This window comes from Streptomyces sp. NPDC028635 (assembly GCF_040637635.1).
In the GTDB taxonomy this organism is placed as follows: Bacteria; Actinomycetota; Actinomycetes; order Streptomycetales; family Streptomycetaceae; genus Streptomyces.
Genome location: NZ_JBEZWX010000014.1, coordinates 105,925 through 126,317, shown reverse-complemented (window position 1 = coordinate 126,317; position 20,393 = coordinate 105,925). Strand labels below are relative to the sequence as shown.

Annotated in this window: 14 protein-coding genes; 11 read left to right on the top strand and 3 right to left on the bottom strand. The window is 73.5% G+C overall.

Translation table 11 applies throughout. From position 1 onward, the window contains the following. The first annotated feature begins 207 nt into the window (after positions 1-207). The 4 genes from AB0E88_RS17905 (at position 208) to nudC (ending at position 10,085) form a co-directional block, all read left to right on the top strand. Positions 208-3,807, top strand: a complete 3,600-nt coding sequence (locus AB0E88_RS17905) for a UvrD-helicase domain-containing protein (protein WP_361631262.1) — start codon at positions 208-210, stop codon at positions 3,805-3,807. Between the two features lie 184 nt (positions 3,808-3,991). After that, the gene (locus AB0E88_RS17900; RefSeq protein WP_361631259.1) at positions 3,992-7,534 is read left to right on the top strand and encodes a UvrD-helicase domain-containing protein; all 3,543 of its coding nucleotides are present in this window, start codon (positions 3,992-3,994) and stop codon (positions 7,532-7,534) included. Between the two features lie 55 nt (positions 7,535-7,589). Continuing rightward, positions 7,590-8,993, top strand: a complete 1,404-nt coding sequence (locus AB0E88_RS17895; RefSeq protein WP_361631256.1) for a dipeptidase — start codon at positions 7,590-7,592, stop codon at positions 8,991-8,993. A gap of 150 nt (positions 8,994-9,143) precedes the next feature. Then, the gene (nudC, locus tag AB0E88_RS17890) at positions 9,144-10,085 is read left to right on the top strand and encodes an NAD(+) diphosphatase (protein ID WP_361631253.1); all 942 of its coding nucleotides are present in this window, start codon (positions 9,144-9,146) and stop codon (positions 10,083-10,085) included. Positions 10,086-10,176: 91 nt separating this feature from the next. Here nudC and AB0E88_RS17885 read toward each other — a convergent pair whose 3' ends face one another. Further along, on the bottom strand, positions 10,177-10,419 hold the full coding sequence (locus AB0E88_RS17885) for a mycoredoxin (RefSeq protein WP_361631250.1): 243 nt from the start codon (positions 10,417-10,419) through the stop codon (positions 10,177-10,179). A 228-nt stretch (positions 10,420-10,647) separates the two neighbouring features. Between AB0E88_RS17885 and AB0E88_RS17880 the strand changes: the two genes are divergently transcribed. The 5 genes from AB0E88_RS17880 (at position 10,648) to AB0E88_RS17860 (ending at position 15,003) form a co-directional block, all read left to right on the top strand. Then, on the top strand, positions 10,648-12,867 hold the full coding sequence (locus tag AB0E88_RS17880) for an ATP-dependent DNA helicase UvrD2 (protein WP_361631247.1): 2,220 nt from the start codon (positions 10,648-10,650) through the stop codon (positions 12,865-12,867). A gap of 164 nt (positions 12,868-13,031) precedes the next feature. Beyond that, complete coding sequence (locus AB0E88_RS17875; protein WP_361631244.1) at positions 13,032-13,358, top strand: hypothetical protein; 327 nt, start codon at positions 13,032-13,034, stop codon at positions 13,356-13,358. Positions 13,359-13,529: 171 nt separating this feature from the next. Then, positions 13,530-13,895, top strand: coding sequence for a WhiB family transcriptional regulator (locus AB0E88_RS17870; RefSeq protein WP_361631241.1), 366 nt, complete (start codon positions 13,530-13,532; stop codon positions 13,893-13,895). Next, positions 13,892-14,218, top strand: a complete 327-nt coding sequence (locus tag AB0E88_RS17865; protein ID WP_361631238.1) for a hypothetical protein — start codon at positions 13,892-13,894, stop codon at positions 14,216-14,218. Before AB0E88_RS17870 ends, AB0E88_RS17865 begins: the two co-directional genes overlap by 4 nt. Positions 14,219-14,724: 506 nt before the next feature. Then, complete coding sequence (locus AB0E88_RS17860; protein WP_361631235.1) at positions 14,725-15,003, top strand: hypothetical protein; 279 nt, start codon at positions 14,725-14,727, stop codon at positions 15,001-15,003. A 40-nt stretch (positions 15,004-15,043) separates the two neighbouring features. Here AB0E88_RS17860 and AB0E88_RS17855 read toward each other — a convergent pair whose 3' ends face one another. Both AB0E88_RS17855 and AB0E88_RS17850 read right to left on the bottom strand, forming a co-directional pair. Beyond that, positions 15,044-16,414, bottom strand: coding sequence for an AarF/ABC1/UbiB kinase family protein (locus AB0E88_RS17855; RefSeq protein ID WP_361631232.1), 1,371 nt, complete (start codon positions 16,412-16,414; stop codon positions 15,044-15,046). Continuing rightward, positions 16,407-17,633 (bottom strand): TOMM precursor leader peptide-binding protein, encoded by a 1,227-nt coding sequence (locus AB0E88_RS17850; protein ID WP_361631229.1) that lies wholly within the window; start codon positions 17,631-17,633, stop codon positions 16,407-16,409. Before AB0E88_RS17850 ends, AB0E88_RS17855 begins: the two co-directional genes overlap by 8 nt. A 314-nt stretch (positions 17,634-17,947) precedes the next feature. On the opposite strand from AB0E88_RS17850, the gene AB0E88_RS17845 reads away from it, so the two are divergent. Both AB0E88_RS17845 and AB0E88_RS17840 read left to right on the top strand, forming a co-directional pair. After that, a complete protein-coding gene (locus tag AB0E88_RS17845) occupies positions 17,948-18,544 on the top strand; it encodes a M48 family metallopeptidase (protein WP_361631226.1) in 597 nt (198 codons plus the stop codon). A gap of 133 nt (positions 18,545-18,677) precedes the next feature. Next, positions 18,678-20,393 carry a TerD family protein gene (locus AB0E88_RS17840; protein ID WP_361631223.1) on the top strand — a complete coding sequence of 572 codons (1,716 nt, stop codon included), beginning with the start codon at positions 18,678-18,680 and terminating at the stop codon, positions 20,391-20,393.

Genomic DNA, 20,393 nt, shown 5'->3' with positions numbered 1-20,393 from the left:
AACAAGGGCACGAGGGTGGCATGACGTACGTTCGAGGGGCGAGGGACTCGCGTGGCATGAGCGTCGGACGGGAAGAAGCGGAAGTCCTGCTTCCACCCGACCGTCCGGCGTAGCGTCGCCTGCGCGTGTCCCCCGCGGCCCGCGGCCGGCACCACGCACGCGCGGGTGGCCGCACCACCAGTACACCCACCAGGACCGGCGAACCACGTGAGCTCCTCTTCCTCCACCAGGCGCCTGCCGCACCCCCAGGTGCGCCAGGGGAGCCGTGGCGCCTACCGGCTCCTGCGTACCCCGCCACACCGTCCGGACCCCCCTCGTCTGGACGCCGTCCAGCGCGCCGTGGTTGACCACACCGGCGGCCCGCTGCTCGTCCTCGCGGGCCCCGGCACCGGAAAGACCACCACCCTCGTCGAGTCCGTGGCCGCCCGTGTCGCCCGCGGCGGTGACCCCGCGCGCGTGCTCGTGCTGACGTTCAGCCGTAAGGCCGCCGTCGAGCTGCGCGACCGCATGGCGCTGCGCATGGGCGCGGCCCGCGCCCCTCGGGCGACCACCTTCCACTCCTTCTGCTACGCCCTCGTCCGCGCCCACCAGGACAGCGAGCTGTTCGCCGAGCCGCTGCGGCTGCTGTCCGGCCCCGAACAGGACGTCACCGTCCGCGAGCTGCTCGCCGGCGAGATCGACCTGGAGAAGCTCGGCCTCGCGCACGTGCGCTGGCCGGACGAACTGCGCGCCTGCCTGACCACGCGCGGCTTCGCCGACGAGGTCCGCGCCGTCCTCGCCCGCAGCCGGGAGCTCGGACTCGGGCCGGACGCCCTGGACGCCTTCGCCCGTCGCATCGGGCGCCCCGACTGGAGGGCGGCTGCCGCGTTCCTCGCCGAGTACCTGGACGTACTCGACCTCCAGGGCGTCCTGGACTACGCCGAACTGGTCCACCGCGCGGTGCTCCTCGCCCATCGCCCGGAGGTCGCCCGCGAGCTGGCCGCCCGCTACGACGCCGTGTACGTCGACGAGTACCAGGACACCGACCCCGCACAGATACGGCTGCTGCGCGCGCTCGCCGGAGGCGGACGCGACCTCGTGGCCTTCGGCGACCCCGACCAGTCGATCTACGCCTTCCGGGGCGCCGACGTGAACGGCATCCTCGACTTCCCGCACGCCTTCCCGCGCGCGGACGGCCGCCCGGCCCCCGTCGCGGTGCTGCGCACCTCCCGGCGCTCCGGGGCGGCCCTGCTCGCCGCCACCCGGCTGGTCACCCAGCGGATGCCGCTGACCCGGCTGCCCGCCGAGAAGGTGCGGGCCCACCGCGAACTGACGCCGGTGCACGACGGCGGCCGCGTCGAGGTGTACACCTACCCGACGCCCGGCACGGAACTCGACAACATCGCCGACATCCTGCGGCGCGCCCACCTGGAGGACGGCGTCCCCTGGCGTGACATGGCCGTCCTGGTGCGCGCGGGCGGTCGGTCCATCCCGGCGGTCCGCCGCGCCCTCACCGCCGCCGGCGTCCCGCTGGACATCGACGGCGACGACCTGCCCCTGCGGCACGAACCGGCCGTGGCGCCCCTGCTGGCGGCCCTGCGGGCGGTGGCCACGGCGGAGGCGGACGGGGCACCTCAGGCCGACGGGGTCGGGGAGGCCTCTGAGGCCGACGGGGTGGGGGAGCAAGCCGAGGTCGGCGGGGTCGGCGTGCCCGCCGAGCCGGTTGGGGTCGGGGAGCCTGGCGGGGTGCGTGAGCCTGCCGCGGGTGAGTCTGTCGCTGTCGAGTCCGGCGAGGTCGAGGCGCCCGCCGAGCCTGGCGCGCGAGGGGAGCCCGCTGAGCCCGGCGGGCCCGAGGATGCCACCGACTCTGCCGACGCCGTGGCGACCGGGGACGCGACCGAGTCCGAGTCCGACGCGCCCCCAGGCCCCGCCCACGGCGCCGTCGCGGTCCCCTGCTGGCTGGACACCGAGACCGCCCTCACCCTCCTCGCCTCGCCGCTCGCCGGTATGGACGCCGCCGACCTGCGCCGTCTCGGGCGCGCCCTGCGCGAGGAGGAACGCGCCGCCGGCAACCCCCTGCCGCCGCCTTCCGACGACCTGCTCGCCCGCGCCCTCGCCGAGCCCGAGCGCCTCGCCGTGCACGACCCGACGTACGCGCGTGGCGCCCAGCGTCTCGGCGCGCTGCTGCGCAAGGCCCGCGAGCGGCTGGCCGGAGGCGGTACCGCCGAGGAGGCGCTGTGGGACCTGTGGGAGGGCACGCCCTGGCCCGGGCGGCTGGAGCGGGCCGCCCGGCGCGGCGGCGCGGCCGGCCGCAACGCCGACCGCGACCTGGACGCCGTGTGCGCGCTGTTCGCGACCGCCGCGCGCGCCGAGGAGCGCACCGGCGGCCGGGGCGCGCTGAACTTCCTCGAGCAGATCGAGGCCGAGGACATCGCCGCCGACACCCTCACCCGGCGCGCGGTGCGCACCGACGCCGTCCGGCTGATGACCGCGCACCGCTCCAAGGGACTGGAGTGGCGCCTGGTCGTCGTCGCGGGCGTTCAGGAGGGCCTGTGGCCGGACCTGCGCCGGCGCGGCTCCCTGCTGGAGGCCGACCGCATCGGCCGTGACGGCCTCGCCCAGCCCCTCACCCCGGCCGCTCTGCTCGCCGAGGAACGCCGTCTGTTCTACGTCGCCGCCACACGCGCGCGTGAACGCCTCGTCGTCACCGCGGTGAAGGCCCCCGCGGACGACGGCGACCAGCCCTCTCGCTTTCTCACCGAACTCGGCGTCGAGCCCAAGGACGTCACGGGCCGCCCGCGCCGCCCCCTGTCGGTCGCCGCCCTGGTCGCCGAGTTGCGCGCCACCACCGTCGACCCGCGCGTCTCGGACGCCCTGCGGGAGGCCGCGGCGCAGCGCCTGGCCCGCCTCGCCGCGCTCGCCGACGAGGACGGCCGCCCGCTGGTGCCGTCCGCGCACCCCTACCGCTGGTGGGGCATGTGGGACCCGACCGAGTCCAAAGTGCCGCTGCGCGACCGCGACCAGCCCGTCGTGCTGTCCGGCAGCGCGCTGGACCAGCTCGCCAACACATGCGCCCTGCAGTGGTTCCTGGGTCGCGAGGTCAAGGCCGACGCCCCCGCGACCGCCGCCCAGGGCTTCGGCAACGTCGTCCACGTGCTCGCCGACGAGGTGGCCTCCGGACACACCCCGGCCGACCTCGCCGTGCTGATGGAACGCCTGGAGACGGTGTGGAACGCACTCGCCTTCGACGCGCCGTGGAAGTCGCAGCAGGAGAAGGAGAACGCGCGCGTGGCGCTGGAGCGCTTCCTGCAGTGGCACGTCATGGACCGTGGCGGCCGCACGCCCGTGGCCAGCGAGCACGACTTCGACGTCACCCTGGAGGCGGGCGAGTACGCGGTGCGCATCCGCGGTCAGATGGACCGCGTCGAGGCCGACGGGGACGGCCGCGCCTACGTCGTCGACTTCAAGACCGGCAAGCAGGCCCCCAGCTCGGCCGAGGTGGCCCGCCACCCGCAGCTCGCCGTTTACCAGCTCGCCGTCCGCGAGGGCGCCGTCGACGAGGTCTTCGACGGGGTGCGGCCCGAGCCGGGCGGCGCGGAGCTGGTCCAGCTGCGGCAGGGGGCCGCGAAACGGGACGGCGGTGAGGCGCTGCCGAAGGTGCAGGCGCAGGAGCCGCTGGAGGGGGAGTGGGTCGGTGAGCTGCTGGCGACGGCGGCCGGCAGGGTGCTCGACGAGCGGTTCGCACCGAGCGCGGGCCAGCACTGCACGCACTGCGCGTTCCGCGCCTCGTGCAGCGCCCGGCCGGAGGGCCGCCAGGTCGTGGAGTGAGTCCGCGGGCCGCCAGGTCGTGGAGTGACTGCGAGGACGGCCAGGTCGTGGACTGTCCGCAGGCTGCGAGGCCGTGGAGTGAGCGGCGTGACGTACCGCACCTCCCGGGCTGACCTGCGTTTCTTCCAGCACGGCAGGTGAGTGGGGCATCCGCTGTCAGTGCCCGCCGCTAGCCTTCGTCGATGTGTCCGCACGCATCACCGACCCCGAGCAGCTCAAGGAGCTCCTCGGCATCCCGTTCACCCCGGAGCAGACGGCCTGCATCACCGCGCCGCCCGCCCCGCAGGTGATCGTGGCCGGCGCCGGGTCCGGCAAGACGACGGTGATGGCGGCGCGCGTGGTGTGGCTGGTCGGCACCGGCCAGGTCGCGCCCGAGCAGGTCCTGGGCCTGACGTTCACCAACAAGGCCGCCGGCGAACTCGCCGAACGCGTCCGCAAGGCCCTGATCAAGGCCGGCGTCACCGACCCCGATGTCATCGACCCGGACAACCCGCCGGGCGAGCCGGTGATCTCCACCTACCACGCCTTCGCCGGCCGCCTGCTGACCGACCACGGCCTGCGCCTCGGCCTGGAGCCCACCTCCCGCCTGCTCGCCGACGCCAGCCGCTACCAGCTCGCCGCGCGCGTCCTGCGTGAGGCACCCGGCCCCTACCCGGCGCTCACCCGCTCCTTCCCCGACCTGATCAGCGACCTGCTCGCGCTCGACGCCGAGCTCGCCGAACACCTCGTGCGCCCCGAGGCGCTGCGCGCCCACGACGCCGGACTGCTGCTCACCCTGCAGGGCGCCAAGCTCTCCAACGCCGACCTGCGCAAGGTCCCCGAGACCGCCGCCGCCCGCCGCGAGCTGACCGACCTGGTCCGGCGCTACCGCGGCGCCAAACGCGACCGCGACCTTCTCGACTTCGGCGACCAGATCGCGCTGGCCGCGCAGCTCGGGGAGCTGCCCGAGGTGGGCCGCCTGCTGCGCGAGGAGTTCCGCGTGGTGCTCCTCGACGAGTACCAGGACACCTCGGTCGCCCAGCGCGTGATGCTCGCCGGCCTCTTCGGCGGCGGCAGCGGGCATCCGGTCACCGCCGTCGGCGACCCCTGCCAGGCCATCTACGGCTGGCGCGGCGCCTCCGTCGCCAACCTCGACGACTTCCCCGACCACTTCCGCCGCGCCGACGGCCGCCCCGCCGCCCGGCAGGCGCTGAGCGAGAACCGCCGCAGCGGCGGCCGCCTCCTCGACCTCGCCAACCACCTCGCCGAGCCGCTGCGCGCGATGCACGCGGGCGTCGAGGCCCTGCGCCCCGCCCCGGGGGCGGAACGCGACGGCATGGTCCGCTGCGCCCTGCTGTCCACCCACGCCGAGGAGATCGACTGGATCGCCGAGTCGATCGCCCACCTCGTCCACACCGGCACGCCTCCCGGTGAGATCGCCGTCCTGTGCCGTACGGCGAACGACTTCGCCGAGATCCAGGGCGCCCTCGTCGCCCGTGACGTCCCGGTCGAGGTCGTCGGCCTGTCCGGTCTGCTGCACCTGCCGGAGGTCGCCGACCTGGTCGCCGTGTGCGAGGTGCTCCAGGACCCCGGCGCCAATGCCGCCCTGGTGCGCCTGCTCACCGGCCCGCGCTGGCGCATCGGCCCCCGCGACCTGGCGCTGCTCGGCCGGCGCGCCCGGCTGCTGGTGTCCCCCACGCGCGTTGGCGACGGCGACGACCCGGACCGGCGCCTCGCGGAAGCGGTCGAGGGGGTCGACCCGTCGGAGGTGATATCGCTCGCGGACGCCCTCGACACGTTCCTCGAAGCTCCCCTGGCGGAGGATGACGACGGGCTGCCGTTCTCGCCGGACGCACGCGTGCGCTTCGCCCGGCTCGCCGCCGAACTGCGCGACCTGCGCCGCTCGCTGTCCGATCCGCTGATGGACGTCCTGCACCGGGTCCTCGCCGTCACCGGCCTGGAGGTCGAGCTGTCGGCGTCCCCGCACGCGCTGGCCGCCCGCCGCCGCGAGACGCTGTCGAATTTCCTCGACGTCGCCGCCTCCTTCGCCGCCAACGACAGCGAGGCCACCCTGCTGGCGTTCCTCGGCTTCCTGCGCACCGCCGCCCAGTACGAGAAGGGACTCGACAACGCCCTGCCCGGCGGGGAGAACACCGTCAAGGTGCTCACCGCGCACAAGTCCAAGGGCCTGGAGTGGGACGTCGTCGCCGTGCCCGGCCTGGTCACCGGCACCTTCCCCAGCGGGCAGGGCCGCGAGAAGTGGACCGCGCAGGCCAAGGTGCTGCCGCACGCCCTGCGCGGCGACGCCGACACCCTGCCCGACGTGCAGGCGTGGGACGCGCGGGGCATGAAGGCGTTCCACGAGGCCATGAAGGACCACCAGCACACCGAGGAACTCCGCCTCGGTTACGTCACCTTCACCCGGCCCCGCTCCCTGCTGCTCGGCTCGGGCCACTGGTGGGGCCCCACCCAGAAGAAGCCCCGCGGCCCGTCCGACTTCCTGCTCGCCCTGTACGAGCACTGCGCCGCCGGGTACGGCGAGATCGAGGCGTGGGCGGACGAGCCCGAGGAGGGCGAGGAGAACCCGGCCCTGCTCCGGGCCGGGGCCGAGCAGGCGTGGCCGCTGCCGCTCGACGAGGCCGCCCTCGCCCGCCGCCGGGCCGCCGCCGAGACGGTCCTCGCCCATCTCGACGCCCTCGCCGCGGGCGACGCGACGGCGACGCACGACCCGGACTCGTACGACGACCCCGACTGGCCGCCGCCACCCGAGGACGCCGAGCCCTACGACGAGCCGCCCCCCGAGGACCGGGCCGACGCCGAGCCGCCGTACGACGAAGCCGAACCGTTCGAGGACGACCCGTTCGAGGACGACTCGTTCGAGGACGACCCGTTCACCGACGACGCGGGCTGGGACGCGTCGCCCGCCGAGCGCCCGACCGTGCCCCACCAGGCCACCGCGCCGGAACCCGCGGCCGACGCCCGCCGGGCCACCGAGCACCCTGCGCCCGGGTCCCGGGCCGCCGGGGCGGATCCGCTCACCCCCGAGGAGGCCCGTGTCGTCGCCTCCTGGGACCGCGACCTCGACGCCCTCACCGGGGAGCTCCTGCGCGCCCGCGAGGCCGTCACCGACGTACCCCTGCCCGCGTCGCTGACCGCCTCGCAGCTGCTGCGCCTGGCCGCCGACCCGGACGGCTTCGCGCAGGAGCTGGCGCGGCCCATGCCGCGTCCGCCGCAGCCGGCCGCCCGCCGGGGCACCCGCTTCCACGCGTGGGTGGAGGCCCGCTTCGAGGCGCTGACGCTGCCCCTGCTGGAGCCGGAGGAGCTGCCGGGCAGCGACGCCGAGATCGCCGACGAACACGACCTTCAGACGCTCAAGGACGCCTTCGAACGCACCGAGTACGCCCACCGCACGCCCTACCGCGTGGAGGCGCCGTTCCAGCTGTCCCTGGCCGGACGCGTGATCCGCGGCCGGATCGACGCCGTCTACCGCAACGGTGACGGGGACGACGCGACGTACGAGATCGTCGACTGGAAGACCAACCGCCACCGCGACGCGGACCCCCTCCAGCTCGCCGTCTACCGGCTGGCCTGGGCCGAGCAGCAGGGCATCGATGTGGAATCGGTCACGGCGGCGTTCCTCTACGTGCGCAGCGGGCAGGTCGTACGACCGGACGATCTGCCGGACCGGGCCGCGCTGGAGCGGCTGCTGACGGCGGAACCGGCCGCCGGGGCCGGTACGCGTACGTGAAGGTGTGACGAACCGCCCAACCGGGATGTCACTCGGTGCCGATAGGCTCGTGACCATGAGCCAGACCCCGGACAGCGCCGTCCGCCAGTACATCGAGCAGCACCGTGCCGCCTTCCTCGACGACCTCGCCGTATGGCTGCGCATCCCGTCCGTGTCGGCCCAGCCCGACCATGCTCCCGATGTACGCCGCAGCGCGGACTGGCTCGCCGCCAAGCTCAAGGAGACCGGCTTCCCGACCGCCGAGGTCTGGCCGACCCCGGGCGCGCCCGCCGTCTTCGCCGAGTGGCCCTGTGACGACCCCGACGCCCCCACCGTCCTCGTCTACGGCCATCACGACGTGCAGCCCGCCGCCCGCGAGGACGGCTGGGACACCGAGCCGTTCGAGCCGGTCATGCGCGACGGCCGCCTGTACGCGCGCGGCGCCGCCGACGACAAGGGCCAGGTCTTCTTCCACACCCTCGGGGTGCGCGCCCACCTCGCCGCGACCGGCCGCTCCGCCCCGGCCGTCCACCTCAAGCTGCTGATCGAGGGCGAGGAGGAGTCCGGCTCCCCGCACTTCCGTGCCCTGGTCGAGGAGCGCGCCGGCCGGCTCACCGCCGACGCCGTGATCGTCTCCGACACCGGCATGTGGGCCGAGGACACCCCGACCGTGTGCACCGGCATGCGCGGCCTCGCCGAGTGCGAGATCCACCTGTACGGCCCGGACCAGGACATCCACTCCGGTTCCTTCGGCGGCGCCGTGCCCAACCCGGCCACCGCCGCCGCCCGTCTGGTCGCCGCGCTGCACGACGAGCACGCACGCGTGGCCGTCCCCGGCTTCTACGACGGCGTCGTCGAGCTGACCGACCGCGAGCGCGAGCTGTTCGCCGAGCTGCCCTTCGACGAGCAGCGCTGGCTCGATACGGCCAAGTCGTACGCCGCCCACGGCGAGGCCGGGTACTCCACGCTGGAGCGCGTCTGGGCCCGCCCCACCGCCGAGGTCAACGGCATCGGCGGCGGCTACCAGGGCCCCGGCAGCAAGACGATCATCCCGTCCTCGGCGATGGTGAAGCTCACCTTCCGGATGGTCGCGGGGCAGGACCCCGCCCACATCGAGAAGGTGGTCCGTGCCTGGGCCGCCGACCAGGTGCCCGCCGGGATCCGCCACGAGATCACGTTCGGCGGCGCCACGCGCCCGTGCCTGACCCCGCTGGACCACCCGGCGCTGCAGTCCGTCGTACGCGCCATGAGCCGCGCCTTCGAACAGCCCGTCCGCTTCACGCGCGAGGGCGGCTCCGGACCGGCCGCCGACCTGCAGGAGGTCCTGGGCGCCCCGGTGCTGTTCCTCGGCATCTCCGTCCCGTCCGACGGCTGGCACGCCCCGAACGAGAAGGTCGAGCTGGACCTGCTTTTCAAGGGCGTCGAGACCAGCGCGTACCTGTGGAGCGAGCTCGCGGCCGGCCTGCGCGATGCCCCCTGAAGCCGGCACACCCGACCGGGCGCCCTGGCGCCGGAGGCACACTGTAAGCACCGCCCGCGGAGCCCGTCCGGACCCGGTCGCCGCACGCCGTACCCACCGCTGAACCGCCCGCCGACCCAAACCGTTCCACCGGGGGAGTTGGAAGCACCCGTGACCACCTGGACCGACCGCACCGCCGACCGACCCATCTCGCTCACCGCGCCCAGCGGCATCGACCGGGCCGCCCACCACCGGCTCGACGAGGCCTGGCTCGCGGCGGCGTGGAGCCATCCCTCGACGCGCTGTTTCGTGGTCTCCGGCGGCCAGGTCCTCATCGACGAGACGCCCGACGGCCGCACCGAGCTCGTCATGACGCCGTCGTTCGAGGCCCCTCTCACCGAGGCGCACCGCTACTTCCTCGGCATCGACGAGGACGGCGTCAGCTACTTCGCCCTGCAGAAGGACGCGCTGCCGGGACGGATCGACCAGTCCGCGCGCCCGGCCGGCCTGCGCGAGGCCGGGCTGCTGCTCTCCCCGCGCGACGCGGGGCTGATGGTGCACGCCGTCGGCCTGGAGAACTGGCAGCGCACCCACCGCTTCTGCTCGCGCTGCGGTGAGCGCACCGTCATCGCCGCCGCCGGGCACATCCGCCGCTGCCAGGCCTGCGGCGCCGAGCACTACCCGCGCACCGACCCGGCCGTGATCATGGCGGTCACCGACGAGGAGGACCGCATCCTGCTCGGGCGGCAGGTGCACTGGCCGGAGGGCCGTTTCTCCACACTGGCCGGCTTCGTCGAGCCCGGCGAGTCCATCGAGCAGGCCGTGCGCCGCGAGGTCCACGAGGAGGTCGGGGTCAGCGTCGGGCCCGTGGAGTACGTCGCCAGCCAGCCCTGGCCGTTCCCGTCCAGCCTGATGCTCGGCTTCATGGCCCGCGCCACCTCGACCGCCATCGACGTCGACGGCGACGAGATCCACGAGGCCCGCTGGTTCTCCCGCGACGAACTGACGGCCGCCTTCGAGGCGGGCGAGGTCATGCCCCCCTACGGCATCTCCATCGCCGCCCGCCTGATCGAGCTGTGGTACGGCAAGCCGCTCCCGACGCGGAGCGTGTGACGCACCACCGGCACCACACGTGGCACGACGAAGGGGTGGCCGTCCCGCACCGGGACGGCCACCCCTTCGTCGTGCACGCGCTACGGAACGCCTACGCGCCGATCTTCTGCTTCACCTGAGCGAGCGACGGGTTCGTCAGCGTCGAACCGTCCGGGAAGAGCACGGTCGGCACCGTCTGGTTTCCGCCATTGGCCTTCTCCACGAAGGCCGCGGACTCCGGGTCCTGCTCGATGTTGATCTCGGTGTACCCGATGCCCTCGCGGTCCAGCTGGCTCTTCAGCCGGCGGCAGTAGCCGCACCAGGTGGTGCTGTACATCGTCACAGTGCCCAGCATGTCGTCGTGCTCCTTCGGCGGCTCGGGATCAGGTGCTCGCTGAGGGGAGAACGTACTTGAAAGGGCCACCATTCCCGCCGCCGGTACCGACCCGCGAGTGACGCCGGTCGCACCGGCCAGGGTGACACCGGATGCGGCGCAGTGACGCCTGTCGCATTAGTACGACCGCGAGCCCCCGCCTGTGGACAACGGCCGCAGCCGTCCCGGCCGACCTGGCAGCATGGCCATGTGACAGCAGCAACGCATTCCCCCCTCGTCCCGCCGGCACCGGACTCGGCCGACGCGGTGCTCGAAGGGCTCGACCCCGAGCAGCGCGAGGTGGCGACCGCCCTGCACGGACCCGTGTGCGTGCTGGCCGGAGCCGGAACAGGCAAGACGCGGGCGATCACCCACCGCATCGCCTACGGGGTGCGCGCGGGCATCCTCCAGCCCTCCAGCGTGCTCGCCGTCACCTTCACCAACCGGGCCGCGGGAGAGATGCGCGGCCGGCTGCGCCAGCTCGGCGCGCAGGGTGTGCAGGCCCGCACGTTCCACTCCGCCGCCCTGCGGCAGCTGCAGTACTTCTGGCCGAAAGCGATCGGTGGCTCCATGCCCCGGCTCGTCGACCGCAAGATCCAGCTCGTCGCCGACGCGGCCGCCGCCTGCCACCTGCGCCTCGACCGCGGTGAGCTGCGCGACGTCACCGCCGAGATCGAGTGGTCCAAGGTCACCCAGACCGTGCCCGCCGACTACGCGCCGGCCGCCGCCAAGGCCGGCCGCGAGGCTCCCCGCGCCCCCGCCGAGATCGCCCAGCTGTACGCCGCCTACGAAGACCTCAAACGCCGGCGCGCCGTGATCGACTTCGAGGACGTCCTGCTGCTGACCGTCGCCGTGCTGCAGGACCGGCACGACATCGCCGAGCAGGTGCGCAGCCAGTACCAGCACTTCGTCGTGGACGAGTACCAGGACGTCAGCCCCCTCCAGCAGCGTCTGCTGGAGCTGTGGCTCGGCGACCGGGACGCCCTGTGCGTCGTCGGAGACGCCAGCCAGACCATCTACTCCTTCACCGGCGCCACCCCCGACCATCTGCTCGACTTCCGGCTGCGCCATCCCGGCGCCACCGTGGTCAAGCTGGTGCGCGACTACCGCTCCACCCCGCAGGTCGTCCGCCTCGCCAACGGCCTGCTCGCCCAGGCCCGCGGACGCGCCGCCGACCACCGCCTGGAGCTGGTCTCCCAGCGGGCGCCGGGCCCGGAGCCCGTCTTCGCCGAGTACTCCGACGAGCCCGCCGAGGCCGAGGGCTGCGCGCGACGCATCCGCGAGCTGCTCGACGCGGGCGTCCCGGCGAGCGAGATCGCCGTGCTGTTCCGCACCAACGCCATGTCCGAGACCTACGAGCAGGCCCTCGCCGACGCCGGCGTGCCCTACCAGCTGCGCGGCGCCGAGCGGTTCTTCGACCGCCCCGAGGTGCGCAAGGCGGGCATGGCCCTGCGGGGCGCGGCACGCTTCGGCGGGAACGACTCCGCCCTGGACGAGGCCGTGGACCTGCCCAGCCAGGTGCGGGCCGTGCTCTCCGGCGAGGGCTGGACATCCGAGCCCCCGGCCGGTTCCGGCGCCGTCCGCGAACGCTGGGAGTCACTGGCCGCCCTGGTCCACCTCGCCCAGGACTTCGCCGCAGCCAGGCCCGGAGCCACCCTCGCCGACCTGGTCGCCGAGCTGGACGAGCGGGCGGGCGCCCAGCACGCCCCGACCGTGCAGGGCGTCACGCTCGCCTCCCTGCACTCCGCCAAGGGCCTGGAGTGGGACGCCGTCTTCCTGGTCGGTGTCGCCGAGGGCATGATGCCGATCACCTACGCGCGCACCGACGAGCAGATCGAGGAGGAGCGCCGGCTGCTCTACGTCGGCGTCACCCGCGCCCGCGAGCGCCTGTACCTCTCCTGGGCCGTGTCCCGCTCGCCCGGCGGACGTCCCAACCGCCGCCCCAGCCGGTTCCTGGACGGGCTGCGCCCCGGCTCGTCCGGTGCCGCCGGCCGAGGCGGCGCGGGCGGCGCGGGTGGCGTGGAGAGGGGCTTCGGCAGTGGCGGCCGGGCGGCGGCCGAGCCCGTGCAGCGGCGCAGAGCGCGCACCCCGGCACGCTGCCGGGTCTGCGGACGCACCCTCACCGACGCCGGTGAGATGAAGCTGATGCGCTGCGAGGACTGTCCGTCCGACATGGACGAGGGCCTGTACGAGCGGCTGCGGGACTGGCGCGCGGAACAGGCCCGGCTCAGCGGCCAGCCGGCGTTCTGCGTCTTCACCGACCGCACGCTGATCGCGATCGCGGAAGCCGTGCCCGACGACGAGCGGGAGCTGTCGCGCATCCCCGGCGTCGGCGCCCGCAAGCTGGGCCGCTACGGCTCCGACGTCCTGGCCATCTGCGCAGGCCGCGACCCGGGCGACGGCGGTGCGGGAGACAAGATCGACGACTGATGCGAACTCGTCGAAAAAATAGTTTGCGCATGCCCCGACGATCCCCATAGGTTCTTAGGCACGGGAACAGCGGCCTTCTCAAAGGCCCTGATGCCGTGTTGTACTTGCATATCCGTCGGACTGGTTCATCCCAGTCCTTGAGACGCCGAGAGGAGGCGAGTCCAGTGACCAACATCAACGCCAACCACACCAGCACCACGGCCAAAATGACCGATCGCTCGACCGTCTCCCTGTGCATGCTCGGCGCCTCGAACCAGGGCACCGGTCTGTCCGGCATCCGTGCCGTGCGTCCGGCGTCCTCCATTGCCCCCGCGGGTCTTCCTGTCCGCGAGCGCAATGAGCGACCGACCAAGGCACTGGAAGCGGCAGTAGCGGCACAGGCGCAGGCCTATGCCTTTACGGCGACCGGTGCCGGTGTCCGGAAGCAGACGACGCACCACCACCTGATGTGGGCCTTCCGTGGGCCAGAACCCTGGAGTGATCCAGCCTGATTCGATCAGGCCGGCGCCTTCAGGGCCGCGGAACCCCATCCGGGATCCGCGGCCCTTCTGTTTTTCCCCGAACGGGGACAGCAGAGCGAAGGGGCCCGGGACAAGAAAAGAACCCGGTACCAGCCGCCAACCGGCCAACAGGCCGGAACGACCAGACGAGGAAGACGATCCGTGCAACTCGAAGCGCACGCCCCGTCCGTACCGCCTTCCGACACGATCCCCAAGCCCGGCTCCACGGAGGACCCGTTGACCCCGCTCACCGCGCTCACCGCGCTCGACGACGCCATCGAGAACCTGGGCGTACCCGTCCCGTGCCGTTCCTACGACCCGGAGGTCTTCTTCGCCGAGTCGCCGGCGGACGTGGAGTACGCCAAGTCCCTCTGCCGCACCTGCCCGCTGATGGAGGCATGCCTCGCCGGCGCCAAGGAGCGGCGTGAGCCCTGGGGTGTCTGGGGTGGCGAGCTGTTCGTGCAGGGTGTCGTCGTCGCCCGGAAGCGGCCGCGTGGCCGCCCGCGCAAGAACCCGGTCATGGCATGAACACCATCGCAGGAACGATCGACCGCCCCCTCACGCACGACCCCCAGAAGCAGGCCCCGATGAAGCCGTCCACCAGCGAGCCCAGCGGCTCCGCGATCGAAGACGTCACCACCACCGGCGCGACCGACTCGCGCCAGAACAGGACCCGAGAGATGCAACTCATCCCAGAAGCCATGGCCCGTGCGCATATGCACGAGCGACTGCAGGAGGCTGAGCGAAACCGTCAGGCCGTGCGCCTGGCGGCCGCCCAGCGCATGCAGCGCCGGGCCGAGCGCGCCTCGCTGCGCGCCCGCCGCGCGCTCGCCATGGCGGTCATGCACTGACGGCAGTCCAGCGCGGACCGCGCTCAAGCCGGACCACGGTCAAGGCGGGCCACGGTCAAGGCGGGCCGCGGTCATGCGCGGACCACGCTCAAGCACTGACGTGCTCAAGCACTGACACTGTCAAGCACTGACACGGTCAAGCACGACGTGATCAGACGCTGACCGGTCGGCGCCCAGGGGCCACCGTCCACGGGTGGTGGCCCCCGCAGAGGGAGTGGCCCCCGCAGGGGCGGTGGCCCCCCAGCCACGGTGGGTGGCCCCTGCCACGGCTGGTGGCGCACCGCCACGGCGCGTGGCGCACCGCCCCAGCCCGTGCCGGGGCCCGGCGCCACGGCGCGTGGTACGCCGTCCGCTCGTGCCGGTGCCACCGCAGCAGCGCTCCTCACAGCAGCGGCCTTCCCCACCGGGAGGCGCGACTCCTCGCGGGGGTCGGTCCGTCCAGCACGGACCGGCCCCCGCAGGCGTTGTGCCCGGCGATCAACCGGCCCCGGCGTTATCGTCGCCGGATGACGAGCCTCCCCGGCAACGGCAACGGCAACGGCAACGGCAACGGCAACGGCAACGGCAACGGCAGCATCGGCAACGGCATCGGGGCCGACGGCGACGGTTCCCCGGCGGAGCCGCGGCCTCCGGTGTGTGCCCGCTGCGGAACCACGGCCACCGAACCGCAGCCCGCCACATGGACCTTCTCCGTGGAGAACGGCGTCCCGCGCTGGTTCTGCGACGCCTGTTCCCGGGAGAATCTCCGTGCCATCGAGGGCCGTCTGGACTCGTCCTGGTGGTGACGGGGGGCCGGCCCAACGGGCCCCCGGGTGCCGTCCGCCCCTACGCCTCCGCCGCCGGCTTCTCCTCGTCCGCGATGTCCTCGGGGACGAACCCCGGCAGCCACTCCTCCAGCTCCTTGCGCAACCGGACCGTCGCGCCGAGCTGGCACAGCACGCCGATGGTGCTCAGCGTCACCCGGTGTATCAGGAGATACGCGGGCGGGAGGTTGAGCCGCTTGCCGAGCTGGTAGGCGGGGGAGCGCGGGTCGGCCACCCGGGCGGCCTGACTGCGCATCCAGCCCCGGCTGAAGGTGAACTCCTCCACCCGGGCCGGCTCGATGATCGGCAGCAGATAGTCCAGGACCGCTTCCGGATCGAGGTCCATCGACTCCTTGACGAACCCCTCGGCGCACAGCAGCTCGTAGACCGCCTCGGCCTCGCCGTCGAGGGTCATCCGCAGCGACTCGCCGATCGGTGTGGGCAGTCCGCCCGGCAGCCGGTCGACGGTGCCGAAGTCCAGTACGCCCAGGCGCCAGTCGTCCTCACCGCCCGGAGCACCGGGCAGCAGACGGAAGTTGCCCGGGTGAGGGTCGGCGTGCAGCAGGCCGGTGCGGGCGGGGCCGGAGAACAGGAACCGGGCCAGCAGCTGCCCGGCGCGGTCCCGCTGCTGCTGCGTGCCGTCGGCGATCACTTCCGACAGCGGGATGCCGTCCATCCACTCGGTGACGAGGACCTGCTCGCACTGGTGGACCACCGCCGGCACGACCACGTCGGGATCGCCCGCGAACTCCTCCGCGTGCGCCTGCTGCGCCTGGGCCTCCAGGCCGTAGTCCAGCTCCTCGGAGACGCGGTCCCTCAACTCCGTGATCAGCGGCTTGATGTCCATGCCGGGCACGAGGGGGCCCAGCAACCGGGCGAACCGGCTCAGTTGGTTCAGATCGGAGAGCAGCGCCTCGCCGGCTCCCGGGTACTGCACCTTGATCGCGACCTCACGGCCGTCGTGCCACACGCCCCGGTGCACCTGGCCGATCGAGGCCGCCGCGGCCGGCTTGTCCTCGAACTCCTCGAACAGCTCGTGCCAGTCCTCGCCGAGCCGCTCGCGCAGCACGGCGTGCACCGTGCGGGTCGGCATGGGCGGCGCCGCCTCCTGCAGCTTGGTCAGGGCGGCACGGTAGGGCCCCGCGACCTCCTCGGGCAGCGCCGACTCGAAGACGGACAGTGCCTGCCCGAACTTCATCGCGCCGCCCTTCAGCTCACCGAGCACCTTGAACAGCTGCTCCGCCGTGCGCTGCTGCAGCTCGCGGCCGACGATCTCCGCGGACTCGCCCACGATCCGCTTGCCCAGCCCCCAGGTCGCCCGGCCCGCGAAGCCGAGCGGAAGCGCGGCGAGCTTGGCGGTCCGGGTGACCGCCTTCCGAGGAAGATCAGACATGCGCCCTCCAAGTCCCAGCCGGCCGCGCCGCGCGTGCCTGACGGCGTACCCGAATCGACGACCGTTGCACAGCCATTGTCTCGTGCGCTTCCCCGTCCTCTAAGCCCCCTTGCCCTTCGGCTTTCGCCGGGCTGCGCAGGGCCGCGGCGCAGGGGCAGTCCGGATGGGGCCACACCGGTCGCGCGTGCCACTGCAGCCCCGGCAGGGACACCTCCCAGCGCATGTCCGCCGCGGCGACGGAGCGGCGGTCGAGGAAGGCGAGCGCGTGCGCGGCGGCCAGCCCGGCGACCGTCGTGGCGAGGGTGAGGTCACAGGGGCGTACGGGCCGCTGCCGTCCGGAGCGCCACTGGGCGATCATGCGGGGCCAGGCCTCGTCCCGGTCGGTGCGGTCCCGGTCCAGACAGCCCGCGCAGGCGCTCTCGCCGGGCACCACGAGGGGGCCGACCACCCCGGTCGCCTCCACCACGCCCGCGTACAGGTGAGGGGTGCCGGAGGCGACGAGCGCGTCCGCCGCGGACGGGGCGGGCGCGTGCACGGCGACGTCGTCCCGCGGAGCGATGATCACCAGCGACAGCACGGGCTCGTCGTCCTCGAGACGGGAGCGCGGGGTGCGGCGCGGTGGTCGGTCGGGGGCGGCCCGGCGCGCGGTGCGGCGGGCGGCCTCGTCCCTGCGCTCGCCGACCGCCTCCACGGGTACGCCGCACGGCGCGACGTCCCACGGCTCGACCCGGCCGGTGTCGCGGACGTCGACCTCGCCGACGCCCGCGGCCGACAGCAGCGCGGCCACGGCCGACCCCACGCGTCCGGCTCCGCGCACCTGCACCCGCGCACTGCGGCGGGCGGCGAGCAGGGAGATCGCCTCGCCCGGCTCGGAGGTCGTCAGCGACAGCGACTCCAGGTCCGGCCGGAGCCGGTCGAGAGCGTCCTTGTCGGCGCGCAGGGTCGCGGCGGCCTGGCCGCCGCCGCGCGCGTCGTCGAGCAGCCCGGCCCGCGCGAGCCGCTCCACCAGCCGGTCGACATGGCCGTCGGGCAGATCCATGCGGGGTGCCTGCTCCCGCAGCAGAGGCAGCCCGCGGGTGCCGTCGAGCAGTTCGAGGAAGCTGCCCGTCGCCGTGTCCACCGGGCCCAGCGTCATGGCGTGCGCCGGTGTCATCCCGAATTGCACGGTGTTCAGATCGCGCCAGCCGCGCCGCAGCGCGGGTTTCACCACTGGATGCATGACAGGCCCCCGTAGCCCGAGAAGGTCGGCAATGGTCACAGACAAGGTCAAGATCACGAAATGAGGCCCCCGGTGCCGGCGGGGCGGGGGCGTGGGGGCGTCCTCGCCCCGCCGACGCATGCCAGCATGCCCGGCCCAGCGGTCCGGCGCCGAAAGTTGTCCACAGGCGACGCGATTCGTCGTACTGGTCGTACGGATCAATCCGGCACATCGTCGTACACGCCGGTCGTACTAATCCGGCGCTCGGTGGGGCATCGGAACACAACCGTTCGCGAGCCGGGACTTCCACCAGGTGCAGCGGGTAACGTCGGGGCGTGTCCGCCAACCCCCTGCACCGCGCCGGAGCGCCACAGCGCAAGCCGACGAGCCCGCCGCCCGCCGGCTCGGGGACGAGCGCGATCGAGGTGCGCAGAAGCAGCCGCCGACGCCGGACGGTCTCGGCCTACCGCGAGGGCGACCGCACCATCGTGCTCATCCCCGCCCGCATGTCCGAGGCGGAGGAGCGGCGCTGGGTCACGGTCATGCTCGACAAGCTGGCCGCCCAGGAGAGCAAGCGGAAGCTGGGCGACGCCGAGCTGGCCGAGCGTGCCGGGCGTCTTTCGGCGCAGTACTTCGACGGGCGCGCCCGTCCCGCCTCCGTGCGCTGGGTCACCAACCAGAACACCCGCTGGGGCTCCTGCACCCCCGCCGAGGGCAGCATCCGCCTCTCGCACCGCCTGCAGGGCATGCCCGAGTACGTCGTCGACTACGTCCTGCTGCACGAGCTGGCCCATCTGCTGGTGCCGGGGCACGGCCCGGACTTCTGGCGGCTGCTGGACGCCTATCCGCGCACCGAGCGGGCCCGTGGCTACCTCGAGGGCGTGGTCGCGGCCGACCGGCTGCCGCACGTGCCCGGCGCACGCGGAGAGTGATCACGCGGACCGTCTGTGCAGCAGTGCGGACGCCGTTGTGTAGCGGGTCTGTACCGGCCTGAGCCGATGTCCGGGTTTGCCGTTAGCCTGGCGCGACGCACTCGCAATTCGGGATGGGGGACGGTCGTAACGCATGCCCAGGGAATTCCAACGCGGCCACAAGGCCAGGATCAGTGACCTCACCGCGGGCACGGATCTGTACGTCGGCGTGCAGATCTCCGCCCCCGGGCTGAGCTTCGACATCAGCTGCTTCGGACTGGACGCCGCAGAACGGCTCTCCGACGACCGGTACTTCGTCTTCTTCAACCAGCCGAAGTCCCCGGAGGAGGCCATCCAGCTGCTGGGCCCCCAGGCGGGCGACACGGAGTCCTTCCGCGTCACACTCGACAAGATTCCCCCGCAGATCCAGAAACTGTCCTTCACGGCGACCATCGACGGCGCCGGGCAGATGGCGCAGATCAGCCCCGGCTATCTGCGGATCGTCGCCGGCGGCGAGGAAGTGGCCCGGTACTCCTTCAGTGGTGCGGAGTTCTCCACCGAACGCGCCGTCATGCTGGGCGACCTGTACCTGAAGGACGTGTGGCGGTTCGCCGCCGTCGGGCAGGGCTTCGACGGCGGTCTGGAGGCGCTGCTGAAGAACTTCGGCGGCGAGGTGCTCGAGGAGGAGGCGCCCGCGGCGCCCCCGCAGCAGCCGCAGACCGGTGCCGCTCCCGGCTTCGCCCCGCCCGCGTTCGGTGCGCCCGCGGGCCCCGCCGCGCCCCCGGTCCCGGCACCCGCTCCGGCCCCCGCCGCGCAGGGCTTCGCGCCGCCGCCGGGAGCCACGCCGCCCCCGGCTCCCGCCCCGGCGCCCCAGCCGTCCGTGCACGCCCAGCCCACCATCGTCGCGCCCCTGACGCCGCACGGCGGCAACCCGCACACACCCCCGCCGCCGCCCCCGCCCGCCCCCTACCCGGGGCCCAACGTCCCGCACGGCCCGCACCCCGGGCAGGCGGCCATGCCCCCGCCCGGCTACGCGCAGCCCCAGGCCCCGCACGCCCCCGCCCCGCCGCCCGGTTACGGCCAGCAGCCGCCCGCCCAGTCCGGTTTCGGGCAGCCGCCGATGCCCCCCGGCTACGGTCAGCAGCCCTCCTACGGCCAGATCCCGGGCCAGCAGGCGTACGGCGGCGTCCCCCAGGGCGCCCCGCAGGGTCCCGGTGTCGCCGCCGCGCTCCAGCAGTTCAAGGAGACCCCGACCGGCCAGCGCTGGACGCAGCAGAACAAGAAGCTGGTCCGCGTCGACCTCGGCATCGGCGGCCAGCCCGTGCTCGCCCGGCAGGGCAGCATGGTGCTGTACCAGGGCAAGGTGGACTTCAGTTACAAGGGTGCCGGTTTCGCCGGGCGGATCGTCGGCAACGCCACCGGCCAGGAGATGCAGTTGATGCGCTGCACCGGCCAGGGCCAGGTGTTCCTCGCCGAGAACTCCACCCATCTGCACCCCATCGAGCTCCAGGGCGACGCGATCTGCGTCTCCGCGGAGAACGTCCTCGCCTTCGACGAGAGCCTGCAGCACGAGGTGCGCCGCATCGAGGGTCACGGCATTCCCGGCGGCGCCCTGTTCACCATGCAGTTCCAGGGCACCGGCACGATCGTCGTGAAGACGCACGGCACGCCCGTCGTCCTGCCGGTCACCCCGACCACCTTCGCCGACTGCAACGCCGTCGTCGCCTGGTCGGCCGCCTCCCAGGTGATCGTCTCCAGCCAGGTGCGGATGCGCCGCAACGCCTACCCGGGCGACACCGGGGAGAGCGTCAACCTCCAGTTCCGGGGCGCGCCCGGCAACTTCATCGTCGTCCAGCCGTACGAGGTCTGA

What these genes read in the sequence shown, in the direction of transcription:
- AB0E88_RS17850 (WP_361631229.1), bottom strand. Translation starts at nt 17,633, where the DNA reads ATGCATCCAGTGGTGAAACCCGCGCTGCGGCGCGGCTGGCGCGATCTG.
- AB0E88_RS17885 (WP_361631250.1), bottom strand. Translation starts at nt 10,419, where the DNA reads ATGCTGGGCACTGTGACGATGTACAGCACCACCTGGTGCGGCTACTGC.
- AB0E88_RS17895 (WP_361631256.1), top strand. Translation starts at nt 7,590, where the DNA reads ATGAGCCAGACCCCGGACAGCGCCGTCCGCCAGTACATCGAGCAGCAC.
- AB0E88_RS17865 (WP_361631238.1), top strand. Translation starts at nt 13,892, where the DNA reads ATGAACACCATCGCAGGAACGATCGACCGCCCCCTCACGCACGACCCC.
- AB0E88_RS17855 (WP_361631232.1), bottom strand. Translation starts at nt 16,414, where the DNA reads ATGTCTGATCTTCCTCGGAAGGCGGTCACCCGGACCGCCAAGCTCGCC.
- AB0E88_RS17840 (WP_361631223.1), top strand. Translation starts at nt 18,678, where the DNA reads ATGCCCAGGGAATTCCAACGCGGCCACAAGGCCAGGATCAGTGACCTC.
- AB0E88_RS17860 (WP_361631235.1), top strand. Translation starts at nt 14,725, where the DNA reads ATGACGAGCCTCCCCGGCAACGGCAACGGCAACGGCAACGGCAACGGC.